This is a genomic window from Galbibacter orientalis DSM 19592 (genome assembly GCF_000260115.1).
GTDB lineage: Bacteria > Bacteroidota > Bacteroidia > Flavobacteriales > Flavobacteriaceae > Galbibacter > Galbibacter orientalis.
The window spans coordinates 1,729,062-1,749,453 of record NZ_JH651379.1 but is presented as its reverse complement, the minus strand read 5'-3'; the positions used below and the strand labels follow the sequence as shown (position 1 = coordinate 1,749,453).

Sequence of the window (20,392 nt, the reverse complement as noted above, 5' to 3'; positions counted from 1 at the left end):
AAAAGTCAGATGTAATGCCCTCAATTATCAAATCGATTGATTTGATAAAACTGCTAATGGGTATTTCATATTTTTATTTTTTATTTTGTTGTAAAAGTTGCGGTTTTAGACCAATCACTCCAATTTAAATTTTGATCTCTATAACGTACGCGCCAGAAATATTTAGTGTTAGATTTTAATAAAGGCATTTTCTCATCTGTAAGATCATCATCCTTTTGTCGGTTTTCATTATAATACCAATTTTGGTATTGCTTCCATCTATCTACTATAATATTAGAAAACTCAGCATCGGTAGCTAATTGCCAATTTGAAGCTGCATGAAAACTATCTTTATAATCGCTTTTATAACCTCCCGCCTTCAACAGTACATCTTTATTTGCTATATGCTCTCCCATTGGACTTTCTATTGTTGGAGCGTAAGGCAAGCGTTTTTTCTTATAAATTACCATACTATCTGTAACCTCATTGTTTCTAGATTGTACAGTATTTCCCCTACTAACTCTTTTTACAACAAACTTAGGATTTTCTGGGTTTGGATCTACCTCTACCATTACAAATCCATACTCATCTTGAGTTACAGTAAATTCATCATAATCTCGTCCTTCAAATTCTCCCCAATTATCTATAGCTCCTCCAGCAGAAGCTACATTAATCCACAAATGTTTATGTTCTTTAGATTGTCCTCTTGAATACCCATGCGTATGTCCGAAAAAATGTATACTCGGTTTTCCAGTTTTGGTAGTAAAATTCTCTAATAATTCAACAACTTTTCCTGTGAAATCTGTCTCCCCAGGAATCCATAATTCCGATTTATGTGGATGATGTAATTGTGCAAAAACAAAATCTATTTCATTATTATTGGCTGTACGCTCTAAAAGTTCTTTTAACCAAATATACTGCTCTTTAGAGTCTCTATATCCGTCATTTGAATTTAGCCCTATTATTCTTGTATTTCCATAATCTTTAAACCACCAATGCTCGGCATAAGCTGGAGTTCCATTTTTAGGAAGACTAAAATATTTAAAATAGAATGTAGAATTCTTTTCATGGTTCCCCAATACAGGATATACAGGTACATTTGAAAATAACTTCTTTGAAGGCTCAAAAAACTCATTTTGCCATTGTTCATATTTAGTTCCATTTTCAACTAAATCTCCAGGAATAAGCACTAAAGCCAGATTGTCTGAAATATCTTCTCCATATTCTTTCTTCAGGTAGGTTAAAATTCCTTCATTTACAATTTCAGCAAACTTTTCTGGTTCATTATGGTCTCTTTGCATATCGCTCATGGCTAAAACATTGAACGCTTTTTTATCTTCAGCAAAAGGAGGAGTTTTAAACTGATAAACATCTGAATACGTTTCTCCAGTTTTTACTCTATAATAATAAGTTGTAAAACGCTCTAATCCTTTAAGTGTTACCTCGTGAATTCTATGGTCGGAAAAATTAACATCGTAAGAAATTCCTGTCTCTTTTTTCTTTAAATCGGTTGTTTTGCCATACAATACTGTACTTTCTTCTCCTACAGCTGTTTCCCACATAATAGTTATTTCTTGTGGAGAAGCGTTTTGTAAGTAAGGCGCTACTAATAAATTTTGTTTAACTGTTTGTGCATGAGTCAACATTAAACTCAACATAAAAAAACAGATAAGCAGGCTTTTGGTATAAACTAATCTCATCTCTATAAATTTGAAATACTGTTTTCTAAAATATGAATTGCTTTTAACAATTCCTCTCGTGTAATTGTTAAAGGAGGCGATAATTGTAAAACATTCCCCGAAGAAACTTTAAAACTTAATCCTTCTCTTAAACAATTGTACATAACTTTCTCGGCAGCTTCTAGGGCCTTTTCTTTAGTTAATCTATTTAAAACTAATTCAACTCCCCAAAGCATTCCAATCCCTCTTACATCTCCTATTATATCAAACTTTGTTTTTAATCTATTGAGTTCTGTTTTTAGAAAAGCTTCATCTGCTTTAACTTTCTCCAATAAACCTTCCACAATTCTAATCGTTTCCATTCCAGCTACTGCTCCAAGCGGACTTTTCTCGTGGGTGTAATGCCCCAAAGACAGTTCTCCAAATGTATTATATTTATCTCTTGTTATAACCGCTGCTTGCGGAAATATTCCTCCCCCAAGTCCTTTTCCTAAACAAATAATATCTGGTTCTATAGAATAATGCTCAAAAGCAAACAATTTACCTGTCCTTCCTAAAGCTATTGGAATTTCATCTAAAATAAGAAGAACTCCATATTTATCACATAATTTGCGAGCCTCCTTCCAAAACTCTTTAGAAGGAATTTGTACGTCTGTATTTCTAATAGTTTCTGCTAAAAAAGCACCAATATCTCCTTCTTTAGCAAAAACATATTCCAAATATTCTAAACACTTGGCCTCATTATTTTCAAAAATCCCTCTATAGGTAACGGGAGGTGGAATTCTTTCTACTCCTGGCATTAGAGGCCCCATAGCTTCTCTAAAAACCGCTTCTCCTCCAACACTGATAGCATCTAAAGACGCTCCATGAAAAGAATCCCAAAAAGAAACCACTTTAAACTTTCCTGTAATAGCTCTAGCCAATTTTAACGCTATTCCAATTGCAGAGCTTCCATTGGGCGTTAATAAAACTCTATTTAAATCTGATGGAGCTATAGACGCTAATTTCTCAGCAAATAAAACGGCTGGTTCATTGGTATACCTTCTTGTAGAAAAAGAAAGTGTTTTTAATTGCGCTATTAATTTTTGAATTAATTCCTCATTTCCAAAACCTATTTGATGCACATTATTACCATGAAAATCTAAATATTTATTTCCAGACAAATTCTCTATATAACTATTTTTAGATGATTTTAAAACATCCAAACAAGGAGTAGACATAGATTGATGCATAAAATAACGTTCGTCCTTTTCTAAAATTAACTGTGTATGCCTATCCTTTTCTCGAAGGTTCCATTTTTCCCTTTCTGAAGTAGTATTAATATCTCCTTCTGTTCTTTTATTAATTTCACCTTGCTTCATAAGGACCAAATTTATTTACCACATTACGCTTTTCATCTTTATCATTCAAAATGTAAACATTGTATTTTTTTCCATCATTATAAACCCTTACTACAATATGTCCTTCCTGACTTTTATACGCATCTAAGCGATTGCCTATTACTTTTTTATTTGCAGCTAGCATTACTGTTGAAAACACATCTCGCTCCCCAGGATATATTTCTTTACTAAGTATTCTTCTGAGCACTTCTTCTCCAGGATGATCTGACGACCAATTTTGTTGTACCCATACTCGAGGACGAAGTGTTCTTACATAAAATGCATTTTGAGAATCTCTATTTCCATGATGATTTAAGGTAGCAACATCAACAGGGCCTACAACAGGAGCAATATTGGATTCTAGGGAATTAAAATCGGTTGCCCCTATTGCATTTACCCCGCTAATATCTCCTCCGGTATAATAATCAAACAAACCAAATGAAATTTTTATAACGGTACTTAAATTATTTTCAGAAGGAGAGTCTCCTTCTGAAAATAATGCGTAGTAATTTTCCTTTTCTCCTGTCCAGACATTACCATTTACAGCAATATTTCTGACAGAAAAACTCTTATAATTTTCAGGATTATATAACAGTCTTATTTGATTTAGCATTCCTGCTTTTAGAACAGAATGTTTCAATCCATTTTTAGAGTGTACATCACTATACTTCCAATAATTTTTCAAAGTTGGAATTATATGATATTTATCTGCAGATAGCTCCTTTTGAACCTGTTCATCTTTTAAATCTATAGGAAACTGAGAACCTCTATCTATTAAGTTTTTAATAGGAATAGCATCTCCAACAGCAACAATTCCGGTTAATTGATACTTCCCTTTTTTAGAATATAACCGTGTACTATCTACTTCTCCAAAATGATCATCATGATAATGCGTAATCAAGGCATAATCTAAAGTCTGCCCTTTTGGTTTTGGATGAAATTGATTTATATAATCTACAATCCATTCAGGAGCAGTTCTACTTCTATTAGGAAGCAATTTTGCATTTCTATCAGACAAAGTTCTTGGATGTGTTTCTGAGGTATCTCCTGCATCTATAAGCAAAGTAGTTCCATCTGGAAAAACACAAAAAGTAGCGTCTCCTCTACCAGTGTTTATATGATGAATCTCTAAAATACCAGGTTCCCAATTTGGGTACATCTCTTGAGAGATTCCTTTATAAAAGCACAGAATGAATAAAAAATATAAAGCTAGTTTTATAGTTGTTTGCACGCTGTTTTTAATTTAAAAGTTCTGTAGAAACTAGTTGCTTTGGACTTTTACCATCTTTATAATAAACATCTAACCAACCATCTCCTCCTCCATTAAACCAAGCTACTTTTATAGCATGTTCTCCAGCATTAAGCTTAACAGTTCCAGATTTTTCTAGTACCCCATGGTCGCCATCATTAGCTACTACCAACTCATTATCAATCCATAGTTTACTCCCATCGTCAGATCTAGTGTAGAAAGTATAATTAGCTGCTTTTTTAATATCTATAATTGCTGTATAAATTACTGCTGTGTTCTCTTTTATCTTCTCTTTTATTTCTTCTGAAGTGATTTCATAGGTGTTACCACTATCATCTGGAGTTTTATTGAACAGTTCAGGAAGAGAAGTAAGATTCACTAAATAATAAATTTTATAAGATACTCTCTTTCTATCATCATGACGAATTCTAAAAAAGGCTTCGCTTAAGGGACTCGATATTTTCCCCTCTAAAAATATTGCTGCTTTTACTACTTTATTGTCGGTTATATCAATAATACCCTCATATACTGTTGATTTTTTTGTAGGCATAGACCCATCTAAAGTATATCTAATAACACCTTCTTTATTTGGATTTATTATTTCCAATTTCGTTTCATTAAAAAAAAGACCTCCTGCTCTTTTATTCAAACTAGCTTCTGGCTTTATTATGGGAGCTACCAAACGATCTTCAATAAGATACTCATCACCCTTTATTTCATTCCCTTCAAACAATGACAGAACAGGCTTTCCTATCCATGCTGTAGGCGTTTTAACACCTAATGCATAGGCAACGGTAGCAGCATTGTCATATTGATATACGGGCGTTTTAATTTCATATCCCTTTTTAACTGATTTCCCCCAGGCAATAAATGGGATTTCAATTTCTGCTAAAGACTCCCCTCCATGTCCTTTTCCTACTCCACCATGATCCGAAGAAATAATAACTAATGTATTTTCTAGTATTCCAGCTTTTTTAATTGCCGATAAAACCTCTCCTAATAATTTATCTCCTTTTGTAACCGATTCATAATATTCTGGTGTTCCATGTCCGTATTCATGACCAGCATGATCAATATGGTCAAAATGAATAAAAGTAAAAGTCGGTTTTTTGTTCTTAATATAACTACTTGCTACGGCGGCAGTCTGTTCTTCTGTGTCTGCATGAATATCAAAATTAACAGCACTTTTCTCAAACAATCTACCAAAATCGCTCCAATGATAGATAGCACCTATCTCTGTATTTTCTTTTTGCTTATTTATTAAATTAAAGACCGTAGGAAACAAAAAATCTTCCCCTTGAACTACTGTAGGTAACTCAAAATTGTCTTTATTCCACGCATTAGATGTAATCCCATGTTGAGAAGGGCTAGCTCCCATTATCATAGATGCCCAATTAGAACTAGAACTTGTAGGAAGTACGGCTCTTGCTCGCATGGTAGAAGCCCCTTCAGCAATAACCTTATCAAAATTAGGTGTGGAAGCATTTCTAATCCCATCTGGACTAAGTCCATCAAACCCAATTACAACAACATGTTTAATTTCTCTGTTCTCAGTAGAATTATTATGGCAAGACCACAAGCCTAAAAGACTTGTGGTTACCATAAAAATGATTTTTTTAAATTTCATAGATATTAATTATTCACAGACACATCCCACCAAAGCAATGTATTTAGATTATCTCCTCCCATTCTGCTCACAGCCTCTTGGTAGTTTGCATTGTTTGTAGATTTTACTGAATTTGGATATTGAAAACGAACTGGCACTTTCCCTCCGTTAGCAGCATCTGGACCAGGCACTATTGCTGGCATATTGGTACGTCTCCAATCCGACCAAGCTTCAAAACCTGTGTAGAAAAGTGAAATCCATTTTTGCATAGCCACTTTCCCTAGTTTTTCTTCGGAAGTTCCTGTATAAGCTACTTTTTCTTGATTTATATATGCATCTACATCAAAATTTGCCAAGCTTGTAGCTATTTCATTCCAACCTCCAGCATTAATTCTTTCTAAATAATACTCAAATGAAGCATAAATTCCATTTTCATAATACTGCTCTGATGTCCCTGCAGTAATAAAATTTTTCTCGCGAGCTTCCGCTAAAATAAACTGAAGTTCAGAATAACTCATTATAATAGTTTGAGAAGCTGTTGGAGAAGCATTTTCAGGATCACATGCTCTACATGTAAGTAAAACCCCTAAACGAGAAATAAAATTAGAACCCGATTTTTGTGGATCCCCAGAAGGACTATATGCCAATGCATCTTCATCATTTAAACCATTTGGCATCCCTACATAATCGTCCATATTATCCGAATAAATCCCTTTTCCTGATGCCGAAGTAGGCTGGGCAAAAACAATTAATCTTTGGTCGTTTAAATCCTTTAGCCTAGTTTCTAAAGTAGTACTTAACCTTACCTCATCATAACTTCCAGATCGAGTAGTAAATTTAGGCTGTGGATTATCAGAATTCCATTGTATCACTGCAGCATCTCCATTGCTTTCAAAAATTGGAAATTCTGAAGGAGCATTTGTTATTTCCTTCATTTCCGAAATTGCTCTCGCTTTATCTACATCACTAATTCTCATTAATAATCTTAATCGCAAAGAGTTTGAGAACTTTCTCCATTTAGTAACATCTCCATTGTAAAGAATATCCCCAGAGATAGTAGCAGCTCCTTTTAATAAATTATTTGCAACAGTAAGATCTGTAATTAGTCCATCATAAATTTCACTCTGTGGTGTAAATTCTGGTGTAATATTATCTTCTCTTATTCCTTTTGTTGCTTGTGTGTATGGCACATCTCCATAAGCATCTGTTAAGTAAGAATAAATCCAAGATTTTACTATTAAAGCAACAGCTAAGTAATTTTCTTGTCCTTTTACACCTACCGTAGATTCTATAATATTCTCAACATCTCTAAGCGCATCATAGGCATCGTTATATGGGTTTCCTGTTGGCGACCAATTATAGCGATCTCCACTTGTAAACTGTAGTCTTGCTCCATATTGTGCAACTGTAAAGCCTTGTTCCCAGCCCATATTACCCCAATTGTAAGACATTTGTCTTAAAATCCCTGGCAATAATAATTCTGATGCTGCCTTTTCAGGATAATTAGGATTTGCATTTATTTCTTCAAAATCTTTAGTACAGGCATTTAATGAAAGTATCATTGTAGCCCCTAAAAATAGCTTCTTTATAAATTGATTTTTCTTCATTTCTATTGAATTAAAAGTCTACTCGTAAATTAAAAGTGAATGATCTTGTACTTGGATACGACATGTTTTCGATTCCAGGTTGCAATGTCCCTCCCGAAACAGCTACTGTTTCTGGGTCAAAATGTGGGTTTTCTGTCCACAGAAGTAAGTTTCTTCCGCTAAGAGAAAATCTAGCATTTGTAATTGGCAACTGCTTTATAAAGCGCTTAGGAATAGTGTACCCCAATGTTACCTCTCTTAGTTTTGTGTAAGAAGCATCATATTTTGCAGCCTCCACATTATCTCTTTCGTAATATCTGTTATTATAAGTTCTAGCATCTACATTAGTAGTATTAGGTTCATAAAACCCATCCGATACTTGTACAACTCCATCTGCAACAATTCCTGTTTCTCTTCCTACTAAAGTTTCCTTTAATTGTCCAGAAGTACTTCCAATTGTTTTTGTTCTAGACACTACAATTCCTCCTTGGCGGGTATCTAATAGAAATCCAAAATCAAAAGCCTTATATCTAAAGCTATTCTGAAACCCAAGCGTATAATCTGGAGCATAATCTCCTTGATACACCAAATCATCTGTACGTAACGGAATTCCATTTGCATCAATAATCATTTCCCCAAAGTACGGGCTATTCTCATCTTCTACTCTTTGAAATCCTCTTCCGTAAATTGCACTAATAGAACCTCCTTCTCTTGCTTGAATAAAAGCTGAATTTCTTTCGGTTAAGGTATAATCTACCCCTCCCAAATCTGTAACCTCACTTTGGTTTTTAGCAAAATTGAAGGTTGCTTTCCATGAAAAATTATCATTTCTAACTGGAGTTATTCCTAAAATAGCTTCAAAACCATAATTTTTAACCTCCCCAGCATTGATAAGTTTACTAGCGTAACCACTAGCAATATCTGCATCAATAGAAATAATCTGGTTCTTTGTTAAGGAGCTATAATAAGTAGCATCTATATTTAAGCGACTCTGAAAAAAGCGTAAGTCAACCCCAAATTCATAAGAAGAAGTAATCTCTGGTTTTAAATTTGCATTTGGTATTAAAGAAGATTCTGTTAACACCGGATACTCTCCAAACGGATTCTCATTGGTGTAAAAACTAGATAATTTATAAGGATCTGTATCATTACCAACTTCTGCATAAGCTGCTCTCAATTTGGCAAAACTTACAAACTCTGGCAACACAAACATATCGCTAAATACTGTACTCAATGTTACAGAAGGATAGAAATATGAATTATTATTAGAAGGAAGCGTACTAGACCAATCGTTTCTTCCTGTTATATCTAAAAACAGATAATTATTATAGGCTAAACGAGCAAAACCGTACACACTATTAATACGTTTATTTTGATCTATGGAAGTAACTTCTAATGGTTTTCTATTATTATTAAAAGAATACACCCCTGGATTTATCAGTTCTGGCGCTACCGTTTGGTCGTACTCTTGATTTTGTCTAAGTTGATTAGCTCCTACAGAAAAGTTTACATTCCATTTTTCATTAAAAGTTTTATCGTATGACAATAGGAAGTCTGTATTAATCTCTTCAAAAAACACATTATCTTCTCTATAATATCCTAACGGAAAACGTTGCGTACTAAAAGCTCTCTTTTTAGCTCTTAAATCTCGGTAAAAATCGCGTCCTGTACGAAGTAACAGTTTCCAATTATCGGAAATATCATAGGTTAAATTTACATTTCCATATACCCGATCTTTGTCTTGAGAATTTGTATTTTCATATACATTAAAGAAAGGATTATCATGGTAATTGTAATTGTAATTAAACTGCTGCACGCCTTCTTGCCCTGGCATCCAATAATCTCTTAAACTATTGGTATTTAATTGTCTTCCGTACCAAATAAAAAGATACATAATACTTTCTGTTCCATAACTCAACGACGGTCTGTTGCCACTATCACTTTTTACATAATTTACATTTGCATTAACCTTAACTTTATCAGTTAAATTAAGACCCGCACTTAAATTAAATGTATTTCTCTCTAAATCTGTATTAGGAACAACTCCTTCTTGATCAAAATTCTGATAGCTGAAACGGATATTCCCTAAATCTCCAGCTTTAGAAATAGAAATACTATTGGTTTTGGTAAATCCAGTATTAAAAAAATCTTTTGTGTTATCTGGATTAGAAACCCAAGGAGTTGCTATAATTGGAGAATTACTTATTAAATCTCCCCCACGAGTTCCGTCTTGTCTAGGCGAATCGAACTGCGGAATTAAAAGTCCTGTATCTAATCTTGGCCCCCAACTTTCGTCAACACCATCTGCAATTCCTCCTCCTTTTCCATCTACAAAAGAGAATTGTTGATTATTACCTTGACCATATTCATTTTGCCAATCTGGTAACATTAAAATATTATCTACTGTTACTCCAGTATTTATGGTAACCCCTATTTTTCCATCTTTAGAAGTTCCTTTTTTTGTTGTGATGATGATAGCCCCGTTTGCCGCTCTAGAACCATATAAAGCTGCCGCCGCTGGCCCTTTTAAAACGTTCATCGACTCAATATTCTCTGGGTTTATCTCAGCAGCTCCATTTCCATAATCCACATCTTGAGTCCCAGCTCCAGAAGATCCAACTATTTCATTACTAATAGGAGTACCATCTATAATAAATAAAGGAGAGTTTCCATTAATATTTAACGACGCATCTCCACGAATAGAAACTCTAGCAGACCCTCCAATTCCTGAAGGACTATTAGTTACTTGAAGTCCTGCTACTTTACCAGAAATACTATTTAATAGATTAGGTTCTCTTGCCGAACTAATTTGGTCGCTATCAAGTTCTTGAGAAGCATATCCTAACGACTTCTTTTCTCTTTCAATACCTAGAGCAGTTACTACCACTGCATCTAATTGTTGAGAATCTGGTTGTAAAACAACTTTTACTCCATTCTCTAATGCTGAATTAATTTCTTGAGAAAGATACCCAACGTAAGAAATTATCAATATTTCGTTGCCTTGGGGGAGCTCTATCTCAAAATTTCCGTCAAAATCTGTAGCAACTCCATTATTTTGACCTTTTATCATAATGGATGCACCTGGTAAAGGTGTGCTATTTTCATCTAATACACTCCCTTTAAATAAGGTTTGAGAGTAACTTGTAATAAATGCGAAGAACGCAAATACACATAATAATTTCCGCTTATTCATTTTTTCGTATTTGTAAACTTTATTAAGTTATTTAGTTATGCAAATATCGAAGAGGTAAGTTAAGTTAAACTACATGCACTATTAAATCATTGCAATCATACTGTAAATTCAGTTAACAAAAAGTTAACAACCTTAGTTTACTAATAGTTACTTTTCTGTTTTTCATTAATTTGAATAAATAACAGAATCAAAAGCATAAAATAGGGTAAATAATTTACAGTATTTCTTTTAATTTTGAGGTGTAAAAAATTCTACTAAATGGAAGATTATCTTATAGGTATTGGTAAGCGAATTAAAGAAATTAGAAAAAATGATGGTAAAACCATTAATGATGTTGCTGTAAAAGCAGAAGTAACTAGCGGACTTATTTCTCGTATTGAAAATGGAAGAACAATACCTTCCCTCCCAGTATTTATAAAAATAGTAAATGCGCTTGAAGTTGAAGTAACCGATTTTTTTAAAGGAATACCAAAAGGTAGTGGCGCTAATTTTATTGTTTCAAGAAAAGAAGAAAATACCCCTATTGATAAAGAGGAAGAGGCAGAAGGCTTTACCTACAACTTTATATTTAGCAAACAACTTTCTTCCCTTGGTTTTGAAACAGTTCTCTTAGAAGTAAAACCAAATTCTAAAAGAGAAAAAGTAACTACCGATGCATTTGAATTTAAATACATTCTTTCAGGAGAATGTTACTATATTATTGGAGAAGAAGAAGTTTTACTAAAAGAAGGAGATTCCATATTTTTTGATGGTAGAATTCCACACGTACCAGAAAATAGAAGTAAACAACCTTCTAAAATGCTAGTTGTTTACTTCTTTATATAATACCTTTATTTAAGCAATATATCTTTTAATTCTAATAAAGATGCTACTACATAAGTAGGATGAGCGCTCAGTAATTGCTCTTTTGTATGAGCTCCCGTAGTAACCCCTACCGTAATTGCACAGTTTGCATTTTTTCCTTCTTCAATATCTATAATAGAATCTCCAGCCTTTAACACCTTATCTGCCTCAAGAACATTGGTTAATTCCATTGCCTTAGAAATCATGTCTGGACATGGCCTTCCATTTATTACATCATCGGCAGTAATTAAAGCATCATATTGTTCTCCCTTTGTCCAGTTTAATTTATTCAACAACAAGGTTGCAATTTCTTTATTGTACCCTGTATTTAATGCAACTTTAATATTGTTACTTTTTAGTAATTTAAATAACTCTTCAACACCGTTACAAGCTTTGACCGCTAATTTTTTGTATGCATTATCCAGTAATACTTTGAAGTCTTCAAAAATAACATCCGACTTACTTTTATCTTCATTTAATTCTTCTAAAACATCTTTAATAGCTTGATGCTTTTCTTTCCCAGCGCCATGTGTAAGCACAAAGTCTAATTCTACTTTATACCCTGCATTATTTATTGCTTTCTGTAAGGTTTTATATACAACATTACCTTCGTTCACTGTAGTTCCAGCCATATCAAAAACGGCAAGTTTTATTTTATTTTGCATTTTAAAAATTAAAAATTGAATTAATATTTTCTTTAGAAAAACCTGCGCTTCCTGTCATTCCTTTTCCTCCAATTCCAGTTACGATATGAATATTTTTATCTATTGTTTTCAAATAAATATCGCTTTCCTTGCACTGCGAATACATTCCATACCACCTATCCTGAATGGCATAATTTGGTAAATAGAATATTTTTTTAGCCTCCTCAATAATAAATTGATCTATATTCATATTTAAATCAAAACCTAAACTTTCCTTTTCTTTAACTGATGCATACTCATGAGAATCGCCTATAATTACAGAACCATCTACTGCTTGCTTAAACAAAATATGCACTCCCCATTTTTTTTCTAAACTCTCAGAAGATTCTTTTTCTTTTATCTTTTTAAATGAAGGGCATTCGGAAAAAGCTTCATATCTTCTTATAGAAAGTCCCGTAAGAATTGCCCCCTTCATTTTATAATTTAATGGTTGAGGCTTGGTTGCCATCATCTGTAATTTGGAGATTATTAATTCACTTTCAGAAAATAATTCAGGATATAAATTCTCAAAATCACTTCCATTACAAATAATCACTTTTTCGGCTGTAACAACCATTCCGTCTGCTGTAAATACTTTTACACATTCTCCTACAGATTCATTTCTTACCACTGTCTTTCCAGAAAAAAGTGCTAATCCCTTTGTTTGTAAATAAGCATGAAGCTTACTTATCATAACTCGAGGTTCTACTAAAACCTCATCAGGAAAGAATAAAGACTCTTTTACATAAGCCTCATTTATGCCTGCATAATTATTAATTGTTTTTTCTTTAGTCCACAATTCGGACGTATAATTATTTGCTTGATTAATTTTTTTTAACTCGTGTAATAATTTAACTTCCTCCTCATTAGAAGCTATATAAACCGATCCTTCTTGGCGTACAGAAATATCAAATTTTGATTGAATCTCCTTATATATTTTCAGACTCTCCCTACCAAAAGTCTGCCATTTCGTGTTCATTCCAGAAGGAACTACTTGTCCGAAATTTCTAACAGTAGCCCCTTGAAGTATTTTATTTTTCTCTATTAATGCTACTTTTAATCCTTTATTAATGGCATGATAAGCATGAAAACTCCCCAATACTCCCCCTCCAATAACAACAAGATCATACTTCTCGATATTATTCATAAGCTATATTTAAAAGATGTGATATTTTTTTTTCTGAAGACTTATATTTCTTTTTAAAATAATTTAGAGAAGCCACAGCAACAATACAACCCAGCGCTGCAATAAGGTAACATCCATAAATGAAAAAGTTTAACCAGGATACTCCTCCCTGACCAAAATTCTTATAAAGCAACACGGCAATACTTCCTAAATAGCCAAAAGCATCTGCTATATAAATAAGAAATCCAGCATTTCCTTTAATTCTAAAAGCTGCTATCATTCTGTCAAAAAATATACAATTAAAAGGCACATAACATATATATAATCCGAAGCCTACGCTTATCATCCAGAAAATTTCGCTAATCAATTCTAATTGATAGAATACCGTAAGCAACCCTATTACGAACGCTCCCCCAAAAAGCAAATAATGGTAATAAATAAAAACTCTAAAATTGCTTTTTATAAAAGCAAATAGTCCTAAAATAACAAGCACTAAAATAGCTATTGGAATCTCAGAAAATGTGTAAATAGCTATACTATCCCTGAGCCCTAATGCATCCCATATCTCTCGAGAGAAATTATCTCTATAATCTCTTAATGCCGTAAGAGCCGCATAAAAAAACACTAATATTACAATTGGAAAAAAATAGGTTTTAATCAAATTAGCCCTATCTACTTTACTCATTGGTTTTCTTTCTGTTCGTAAGGAAATATCTTCTGGTGTTGGTGAGGGGATTCGTTCTAAAAGATAAGAGAATATTAAAAAAGGAACTATAAATATTGCTCCAGTCACCGCAGGCATCCAAAACTCATTAACACCAATCCACCTCATTGAAATAAGTCCCACAGACTTTACGGCTCCACTAGAAACTATAAAACTAGAGCACAATACTACTCCCAATATCTCTGTAGTTTTTCTCCCTTCTAAATATGAAAAAACAATCCCCCAAATCACTCCCAACGGAAGTCCATTTAAAAACATAAAAACAAGATTATAGGGAGCTGGTACAACGGCAAATAACACCAAGCTAATTTCTGCCACTGCAATCATTGTTATTAATAGCAATAAACGCTGATTATTTCTGAGTTCTGAAATAAGTTTAATCCCAATAAACTTTGAAAGCATATATCCAAGAACCTGCGCTATTATAAGAATAATTTTATAATCTACCTCCCAAAAACTCAGCCCCTCATAAGTAGCAACAGTAAATGGCTTCCTAAAGGCATACATACAAAAGTAAGTACCAAAGGCAGCAAAAGAACCATATAATAATGTTTTAATATCTGTTTTTGTATATTTCAAAATGTTTACAAATAGTAAATTTATGGATGTAAAATTCGATAAATAATTACTATTTGTAATGTTTTTAAAATTACCTTTAAGTTACCAAATGTTTAAAAAAGATGTTTTTCTGGAATAATTAAGCTTGTACTAAAAAGTAGATTGGCCACGAATTCACAGATATATTTTGTTGCTTCTTATAACTATAATACCAACTCATTCAACATCCGTGAATCTGTGGCTAAAATTTATAGTACTTAGAAAGGATTTCCTATAAATGTGTATTGTAGTCATTACAATAGTTTTTACATAATTATGAGACATATTCAATTGTCTGTACTAAAAAGTAGATTGGCCACGAATTCACGGATATATTTTGTTGCTTCTTATAACTATAATACCAACTCATTCAACATCCATGAATCTGTGGCTAAAATTTATAGTACCTAGAAAGGATTCCCTATAAATGTGTATTTTAGTCATTACAATAGTTTTTACATAATTATGAGAAACATTCTAATTATAATATTCTTCCTAATTTTTAATCTAACCTTTTCACAGGAAAGCTTACCTTTTGAAGATTATCATGATTCATCTAACTATTTAAAAATTGATAAAATAGATGGCTATAATAACAAAACAACTGAATCATTTGAAATGTTTCTAAATTCCGACAAAACATGGAACGTAAAATATTTCAGATATGAGGCAGATTCAATTGTCTGTACTAAAAACATAGTTATAGACACATTAAATCGATTAGACGAAAAATTATGGTTAAAAATTTTAATAACCAATATTCAATATTTACCAGATTGGGAGAAAATCGAATATAAATTAAAATACAATACATCAATAATTAATTTAAAAGATGATATTGTCATTTTCTCTGAGCAAAAAGTAATTGTAGATGGCATCAGCTTTGTCATTGAAATTAAAACAGATCACGATAAAGGTATATATAACAAAATTCGGTATCCAGACCCTTCATATTTTTTACCACAATTTAAAAGCGTTGATGAAATTAAATCCATTTCAGATTTATTAAAAATCATCCATACAAATTTTGAAATCTTTTAAACCTTAGTCATAACAAAGTAAAGTCCATTTAGAACCACTATCCCCTACTGGGAACGAACAAGATAATCACACTAGCGGTTTTGTGAGACAATTAAACTTGTATAAAAAGTAGATTTGCCACGAATTCACGGATATATTTTGTTGCTTCTTATAACTATAATACCAACTCATTCAACATCCGTGAATCTGTGGCTAAAATTTATAGTACTTAGAAAGGATTTCCTATAAATGTGTATTGTAGTCATTACAATAGTTTTTACATAATTATGAGACATATTCAATTGTCTGTACTAAAAAGTAGATTGGCCACGAATTCACGGATATATTTTGTTGCTTCTTATAACTATAACACCAACTCATTCAACATCCGTGAATCTGTGGCTAAAATTTATAGTACCTAGAAAGGATTCCCAATAAATGTGTATTTTAGTATTAAACATTCCAATCTATCCTGAATAAAACAAAATATTTTATGCAAACAAAAATTTTACTTCTAGCAGTCTTTATTAGCACCACTCTTTTTGCTCAGACCAATCTCAACGAAAAACAACTTGATAAAAAACTAAAAATTCTGCAAGAAACTACACAGACCGTAGGGTTTTCTGTGGCTATTGTTCAAGGAAGAAAAGTAATTTACGCTAAAGGATTTGGATATAAAGATTTAGAGAATAAATTAAAAGTAGATGAAAATACCCTTTTTGCCATTGGCTCTTCCTCAAAAGCTTTTACAACTGCTTTATTAGGAATTCTGGAAGATGAAAAAGGATTGAAGTTTACTGATAGTCCCAAAAAATATATCCCAGAACTAGAATTTTATAATAACGATTTAAACAATAACATTACCATATTAGATATGGTGAGCCATAGAACAGGCTTACCTAGACATGATTTTTCATGGTATTTATTCCCTACGGAAAACAAAGACAGCCTACTAGCTCGTGTACAATACCACAAACCTTTTACAGGAATAAGAGAACAATGGTACTATAATAATTTTATGTACTTGGCGCAAGGTATAATTGCAGAAAGACTAACCGGAAATAGTTGGGAAGATAATATAAGGGAACGTTTTTTTAAACCCCTACAGATGTCTACTTCTAATTTATCTATTAAAGAATTAGAAAAATCTGCAAATGCATCCAAGGGTTATACATTAGAGAATTTCTCTACCAACAAACTTACCCCCTACTATAATATTGCAGCTATTAGCCCTGCAGGAAGTATTAATAGTAGTGCAAAAGAAATGGCAAACTGGCTAATGATTTGGTTAAACGAAGGCAAATTTAACGGGAAACAAGTTATACCTCAACAATATGTTGAAAAAGCTATAAATCCGTTAATGTTAGTAGGTAATGGTATAGCCGATAAGAAATTTCCAGCACAACATTTAAATAGTTATGGGTATGCTTGGTTTACTTCTTCGTATAAAGGTCACTATCGACTAGAACATGGTGGTAATATTGATGGATTTGCTGCTAATGTCTCATTTTTTCCATCCGACGGAATAGGAATTGTAGTGCTAACAAACCAAGATGGCTCTGCATTACCTACTTTAGTAAGGAATGAAATTTCTGATGAAATTCTAAATTTAAAAAAGACAGACTGGGTAGCTTATTATAATGAAAAAGTAGGAGAACTTAAGAAACAACAAAAAGAAAAGAAAAAGACTGAAGAAGAAAGTGAAATTTCTAATACAAACCCCACCCATAATTTGGCAGAATATACTGGGGAATATAGCAACAAAGGTTATGGCACAATTAAGGTTAAAGCTGAAAACGATTCACTTTGGGCAAATTTTACTAGAGAAAAAACATATTTAAAACATACCCATTACGATGTTTTTAAACCTCATTTAATAAAAAATAATAAAATTGATTTAAAAGAAGGTATAGGCTTTAATTTCAATTTTAAAACTAATGATTTAGGAGATATAGACGGAGTCTATTTAAAATTAGAACCAACCTTAGATCCTATTTATTTTAAGAGAAGCCCAAATGAAGTTGCTATCTCTGAAACTAAATTACAGAAATATGAAGGAAGCTATTTCCTTTCGGGCACAGAATTAAAAGTCACCTTAAAAAACAAAAACTTAACACTTCTTGTACCCCAACAACCCGAATACACATTAGTTCCTGTAAAAGAAAATGAATTTATAATCAAAGGATTATCTGGCTATAAAGCAGAATTTAAAGATGAAAAACTAATTCTACATGAACCCAATGGAACCTTTACTGCTACAAAAAAATAAGTTATGCGTACTATTATTAAAAATATTATTTTTTTAACTCTTACCGTATTTATTGTTTCTTGTTCTCAAAAAAAAGAAAACGCATCTATTACCTATGATATTGTTATTGAAAACGCCAGAGTAATCAACCCAGAAACCAACACTGACCAAGTATTAAATTTGGCTATTTCTGATGATAAAATAGCAGAAATAAGTACTCATAAACTCCTAGGCGAAAAAGTTATAGATGGCAGCGGAAAAATATTATCCCCTGGATTTATAGACTTGCATGCCCATGGGCAAACCAATAAAGAGAATGAATATCAAGTATTTGATGGCGTTACAACAGCATTAGAATTAGAAATTGGGATTGACACTCTTAAACAATATTATGAAGCTAGAAAAGAAAAAGCTTTAGTCAATTTTGGCGCCTCTGCCTGCCAATTAGCTTACAGAAACAAAGTTATTTCTAATAGCGACAGGGTTTACAATACTATTTATGAAGAGCTAAAAGATTCTGCTGCCTCATTAGCTTTAACCGAAAACAAATTTCCAACACTAAGAAATAAGCTCAAAGATGCTCTAAACGATGGTGCAATAGGTATTGGCATTCCAGTTGGCTATTTACCAAACGCATCTATCAAAGAAATTGCCGATGTATATGCTTTTGCTGGAGAACACAACTTACCCGTTTTTTCACACATTCGCGAAGGCGGCGCCATTGCCTTTCAGCAAGCAATAAGCGATGCCATTTTAAATAAAACACAGCTTCACCTTTGCCACTTACCAAGCATGGCGCGTAAGGATATTGATTTCTGCTTACAAGCGGTTGAAAAAGCACAGGCCTTAGGCTTTCCTATTACTACCGAGTTATATCCATACACTGCTGGAAATACCGAAATTGGATCTGCTATTTTCAATGAAGGTTGGCAAGAGCGATTAGGTTGTACTTACCAAGACTTGCAATGGATTGAAACTGGAGAACGATTAACAGCAAAGACTTTTGAAATGTACCGAAAACAAGGAGGTTCTGTAATTGTGCATATGATGAAAGAAAGTTGGATTGACAGTGCAATAACTTCTAACGCTACAATGATTGCTAGTGATGGCGGTGGTTATTCCCTTTTAGGACACCCAAGATCATCTGGAACCTTTTCTAAAGTTATTCGTGAATATGTAAATGAAAAAAAACTATTAAGTATCAATACTGCTATAAAAAAAATGACCCTCATGCCCGCAAAGGTCTTGGAATCTATAGTTCCCGAAATGAAGTTAAGAGGTAGAATTAAAAAAGGATGTTACGCAGACATATTACTATTTGATCAAAACAAGGTAAAGGACAATGCTACTTATGCTAGCGGATTTGAAAGATCATCAGGGATGGACTATGTAATTATAAACGGAAAAATACTTATTGAAAATGGGGAGTTACAAGTTAATACATTCCCAGGAAAAGCTATAAAAAGCGAAATACAACTATGAGATCTATAACAGTTATCGGCTGTGGAATTGTAGGACTAACCACCGCCATTAAACTACAAGAGAAAGGTTTTAAAGTTACCATTATAGCTAAGGAACATTTTAATAAAACCTTGTCTAGCAAAGTGGGAGCCATTTGGTTTCCATTTGAAATTTATCCTAAAGAAAAAACAAATCATTGGGCTACACTCGCTTATCAAGAATACCAACGTGATATTAAACCTAAAAATGGAGTATCATTTATTCCGTTTATAACTGCTTATAACGATAATAGTAATATCGATTGGACACTAAAAATGCCCGAAGGAACCACCAAAAAAGCTTCTAAAGAGGAATTACCAAAAGGGATACAAAAGGCTTTTATCTCTAGAGTTCCATTAGCAGAACCATTATTATATTTACCATATCTTTTTCAACGATTTATAGAATCTGACGGAACGTTTTTACAGCATGAAATTTCCAGTTTAGAAGAAGCATCAAAGCTAGATGGGTTTATTATAAACTGCACAGGATTAGGAGCAAAAAAGCTCTGTAACGACAAGGATCTACAGCCTATGCGCGGACAAATTTTACGTTGTAAAAAAATGAATATTCCTTCATGTGCCGACTCCACAAAAAAAGGTGCTCTGAGTTATGTTATTAATCGAAGTGAAGATTGTGTTGTTGGGGGTACAGACTATTTAGACGATTGGAATCTAAATATAGAAAAAAGCGATACAGATCTCATAATTAAAAGACTTTTACAAACTAGTTTATCCCAAAAGCAGCCTGAAATAATTGAAGAAATTGTAGGTCTCCGCCCTAAAAGAAGTGAGGTGCGTTTTGAGTTTGATAGTCAATATCCTGCTATTTTTCATAACTACGGACATGGTGGCGCTGGTTTTACAGTAGCTTGGGGTTGTGCCATAGAACTTACAGAAATAATAGATGCTAGATAATTAACCCCTAAAAGGGGTGGTTAATTAAAGTTAGAAACTTTGAAAAATTAATACCCATATTAT

14 protein-coding genes are annotated in these 20,392 nt (G+C 33.0%); 5 read left to right on the top strand and 9 right to left on the bottom strand.

All coding sequences use genetic code 11. From position 1 onward, the window contains the following. Positions 1-80 precede the first annotated feature (80 nt). From JOOMADRAFT_RS07755 to JOOMADRAFT_RS07730, 6 genes are read right to left on the bottom strand one after another with little or no spacing between them, the layout of a single operon-like run. The gene (locus JOOMADRAFT_RS07755; RefSeq protein ID WP_008612421.1) at positions 81-1,679 is read right to left on the bottom strand and encodes a purple acid phosphatase family protein; all 1,599 of its coding nucleotides are present in this window, start codon (positions 1,677-1,679) and stop codon (positions 81-83) included. A 2-nt stretch (positions 1,680-1,681) separates the two neighbouring features. Further along, positions 1,682-3,019, bottom strand: a complete 1,338-nt coding sequence (gene pbfA, locus JOOMADRAFT_RS07750; protein ID WP_008612420.1) for a (R)-1-hydroxy-2-aminoethylphosphonate ammonia-lyase — start codon at positions 3,017-3,019, stop codon at positions 1,682-1,684. After that, a complete protein-coding gene (locus JOOMADRAFT_RS07745) occupies positions 3,006-4,268 on the bottom strand; it encodes a ComEC/Rec2 family competence protein (RefSeq protein WP_008612419.1) in 1,263 nt (420 codons plus the stop codon). Before JOOMADRAFT_RS07745 ends, pbfA begins: the two co-directional genes overlap by 14 nt. Positions 4,269-4,275: 7 nt before the next feature. Then, complete coding sequence (locus tag JOOMADRAFT_RS07740) at positions 4,276-5,913, bottom strand: alkaline phosphatase family protein (RefSeq protein ID WP_050989668.1); 1,638 nt, start codon at positions 5,911-5,913, stop codon at positions 4,276-4,278. 5 nt (positions 5,914-5,918) lie between these two features. Then, positions 5,919-7,499, bottom strand: coding sequence for a SusD/RagB family nutrient-binding outer membrane lipoprotein (locus JOOMADRAFT_RS07735; RefSeq protein WP_008612417.1), 1,581 nt, complete (start codon positions 7,497-7,499; stop codon positions 5,919-5,921). A 10-nt stretch (positions 7,500-7,509) separates the two neighbouring features. Continuing rightward, positions 7,510-10,671 (bottom strand): SusC/RagA family TonB-linked outer membrane protein, encoded by a 3,162-nt coding sequence (locus tag JOOMADRAFT_RS07730; protein WP_008612416.1) that lies wholly within the window; start codon positions 10,669-10,671, stop codon positions 7,510-7,512. 258 nt (positions 10,672-10,929) lie between these two features. Here JOOMADRAFT_RS07730 and JOOMADRAFT_RS07725 point away from each other — a divergent pair, with 258 nt between their 5' ends. Further along, on the top strand, positions 10,930-11,496 hold the full coding sequence (locus JOOMADRAFT_RS07725; protein WP_008612413.1) for a helix-turn-helix domain-containing protein: 567 nt from the start codon (positions 10,930-10,932) through the stop codon (positions 11,494-11,496). 5 nt (positions 11,497-11,501) lie between these two features. Here the strand turns inward: JOOMADRAFT_RS07725 and JOOMADRAFT_RS07720 are convergent, their stop codons facing one another. Genes JOOMADRAFT_RS07720 through JOOMADRAFT_RS07710 form a run of 3 tightly spaced genes read right to left on the bottom strand, consistent with a single transcriptional unit; the run spans position 11,502 to position 14,626 of the window. After that, entirely contained in the window at positions 11,502-12,179 is a 678-nt protein-coding gene (locus JOOMADRAFT_RS07720) for a phosphonatase-like hydrolase (RefSeq protein ID WP_008612412.1), read from the bottom strand. Position 12,180: 1 nt separating this feature from the next. Further along, on the bottom strand, positions 12,181-13,344 hold the full coding sequence (locus JOOMADRAFT_RS07715; RefSeq protein WP_008612411.1) for a TIGR03364 family FAD-dependent oxidoreductase: 1,164 nt from the start codon (positions 13,342-13,344) through the stop codon (positions 12,181-12,183). Then, complete coding sequence (locus JOOMADRAFT_RS07710) at positions 13,337-14,626, bottom strand: DUF5690 family protein (RefSeq protein ID WP_008612410.1); 1,290 nt, start codon at positions 14,624-14,626, stop codon at positions 13,337-13,339. Before JOOMADRAFT_RS07710 ends, JOOMADRAFT_RS07715 begins: the two co-directional genes overlap by 8 nt. Before the next feature lie 483 nt (positions 14,627-15,109). Here JOOMADRAFT_RS07710 and JOOMADRAFT_RS07705 point away from each other — a divergent pair, with 483 nt between their 5' ends. From JOOMADRAFT_RS07705 to JOOMADRAFT_RS07690, 4 genes are all read left to right on the top strand, one after another. Beyond that, complete coding sequence (locus tag JOOMADRAFT_RS07705; RefSeq protein ID WP_008612409.1) at positions 15,110-15,685, top strand: hypothetical protein; 576 nt, start codon at positions 15,110-15,112, stop codon at positions 15,683-15,685. 472 nt (positions 15,686-16,157) lie between these two features. Next, the gene (locus JOOMADRAFT_RS07700; RefSeq protein ID WP_008612408.1) at positions 16,158-17,933 is read left to right on the top strand and encodes a serine hydrolase; all 1,776 of its coding nucleotides are present in this window, start codon (positions 16,158-16,160) and stop codon (positions 17,931-17,933) included. Between the two features lie 3 nt (positions 17,934-17,936). Then, a complete protein-coding gene (locus JOOMADRAFT_RS07695; protein ID WP_008612407.1) occupies positions 17,937-19,394 on the top strand; it encodes an amidohydrolase family protein in 1,458 nt (485 codons plus the stop codon). After that, entirely contained in the window at positions 19,391-20,329 is a 939-nt protein-coding gene (locus tag JOOMADRAFT_RS07690) for an FAD-dependent oxidoreductase (RefSeq protein ID WP_008612404.1), read from the top strand. The genes JOOMADRAFT_RS07695 and JOOMADRAFT_RS07690 overlap by 4 nt, the downstream gene beginning before the upstream one ends. Positions 20,330-20,392: the final 63 nt, after the last annotated feature.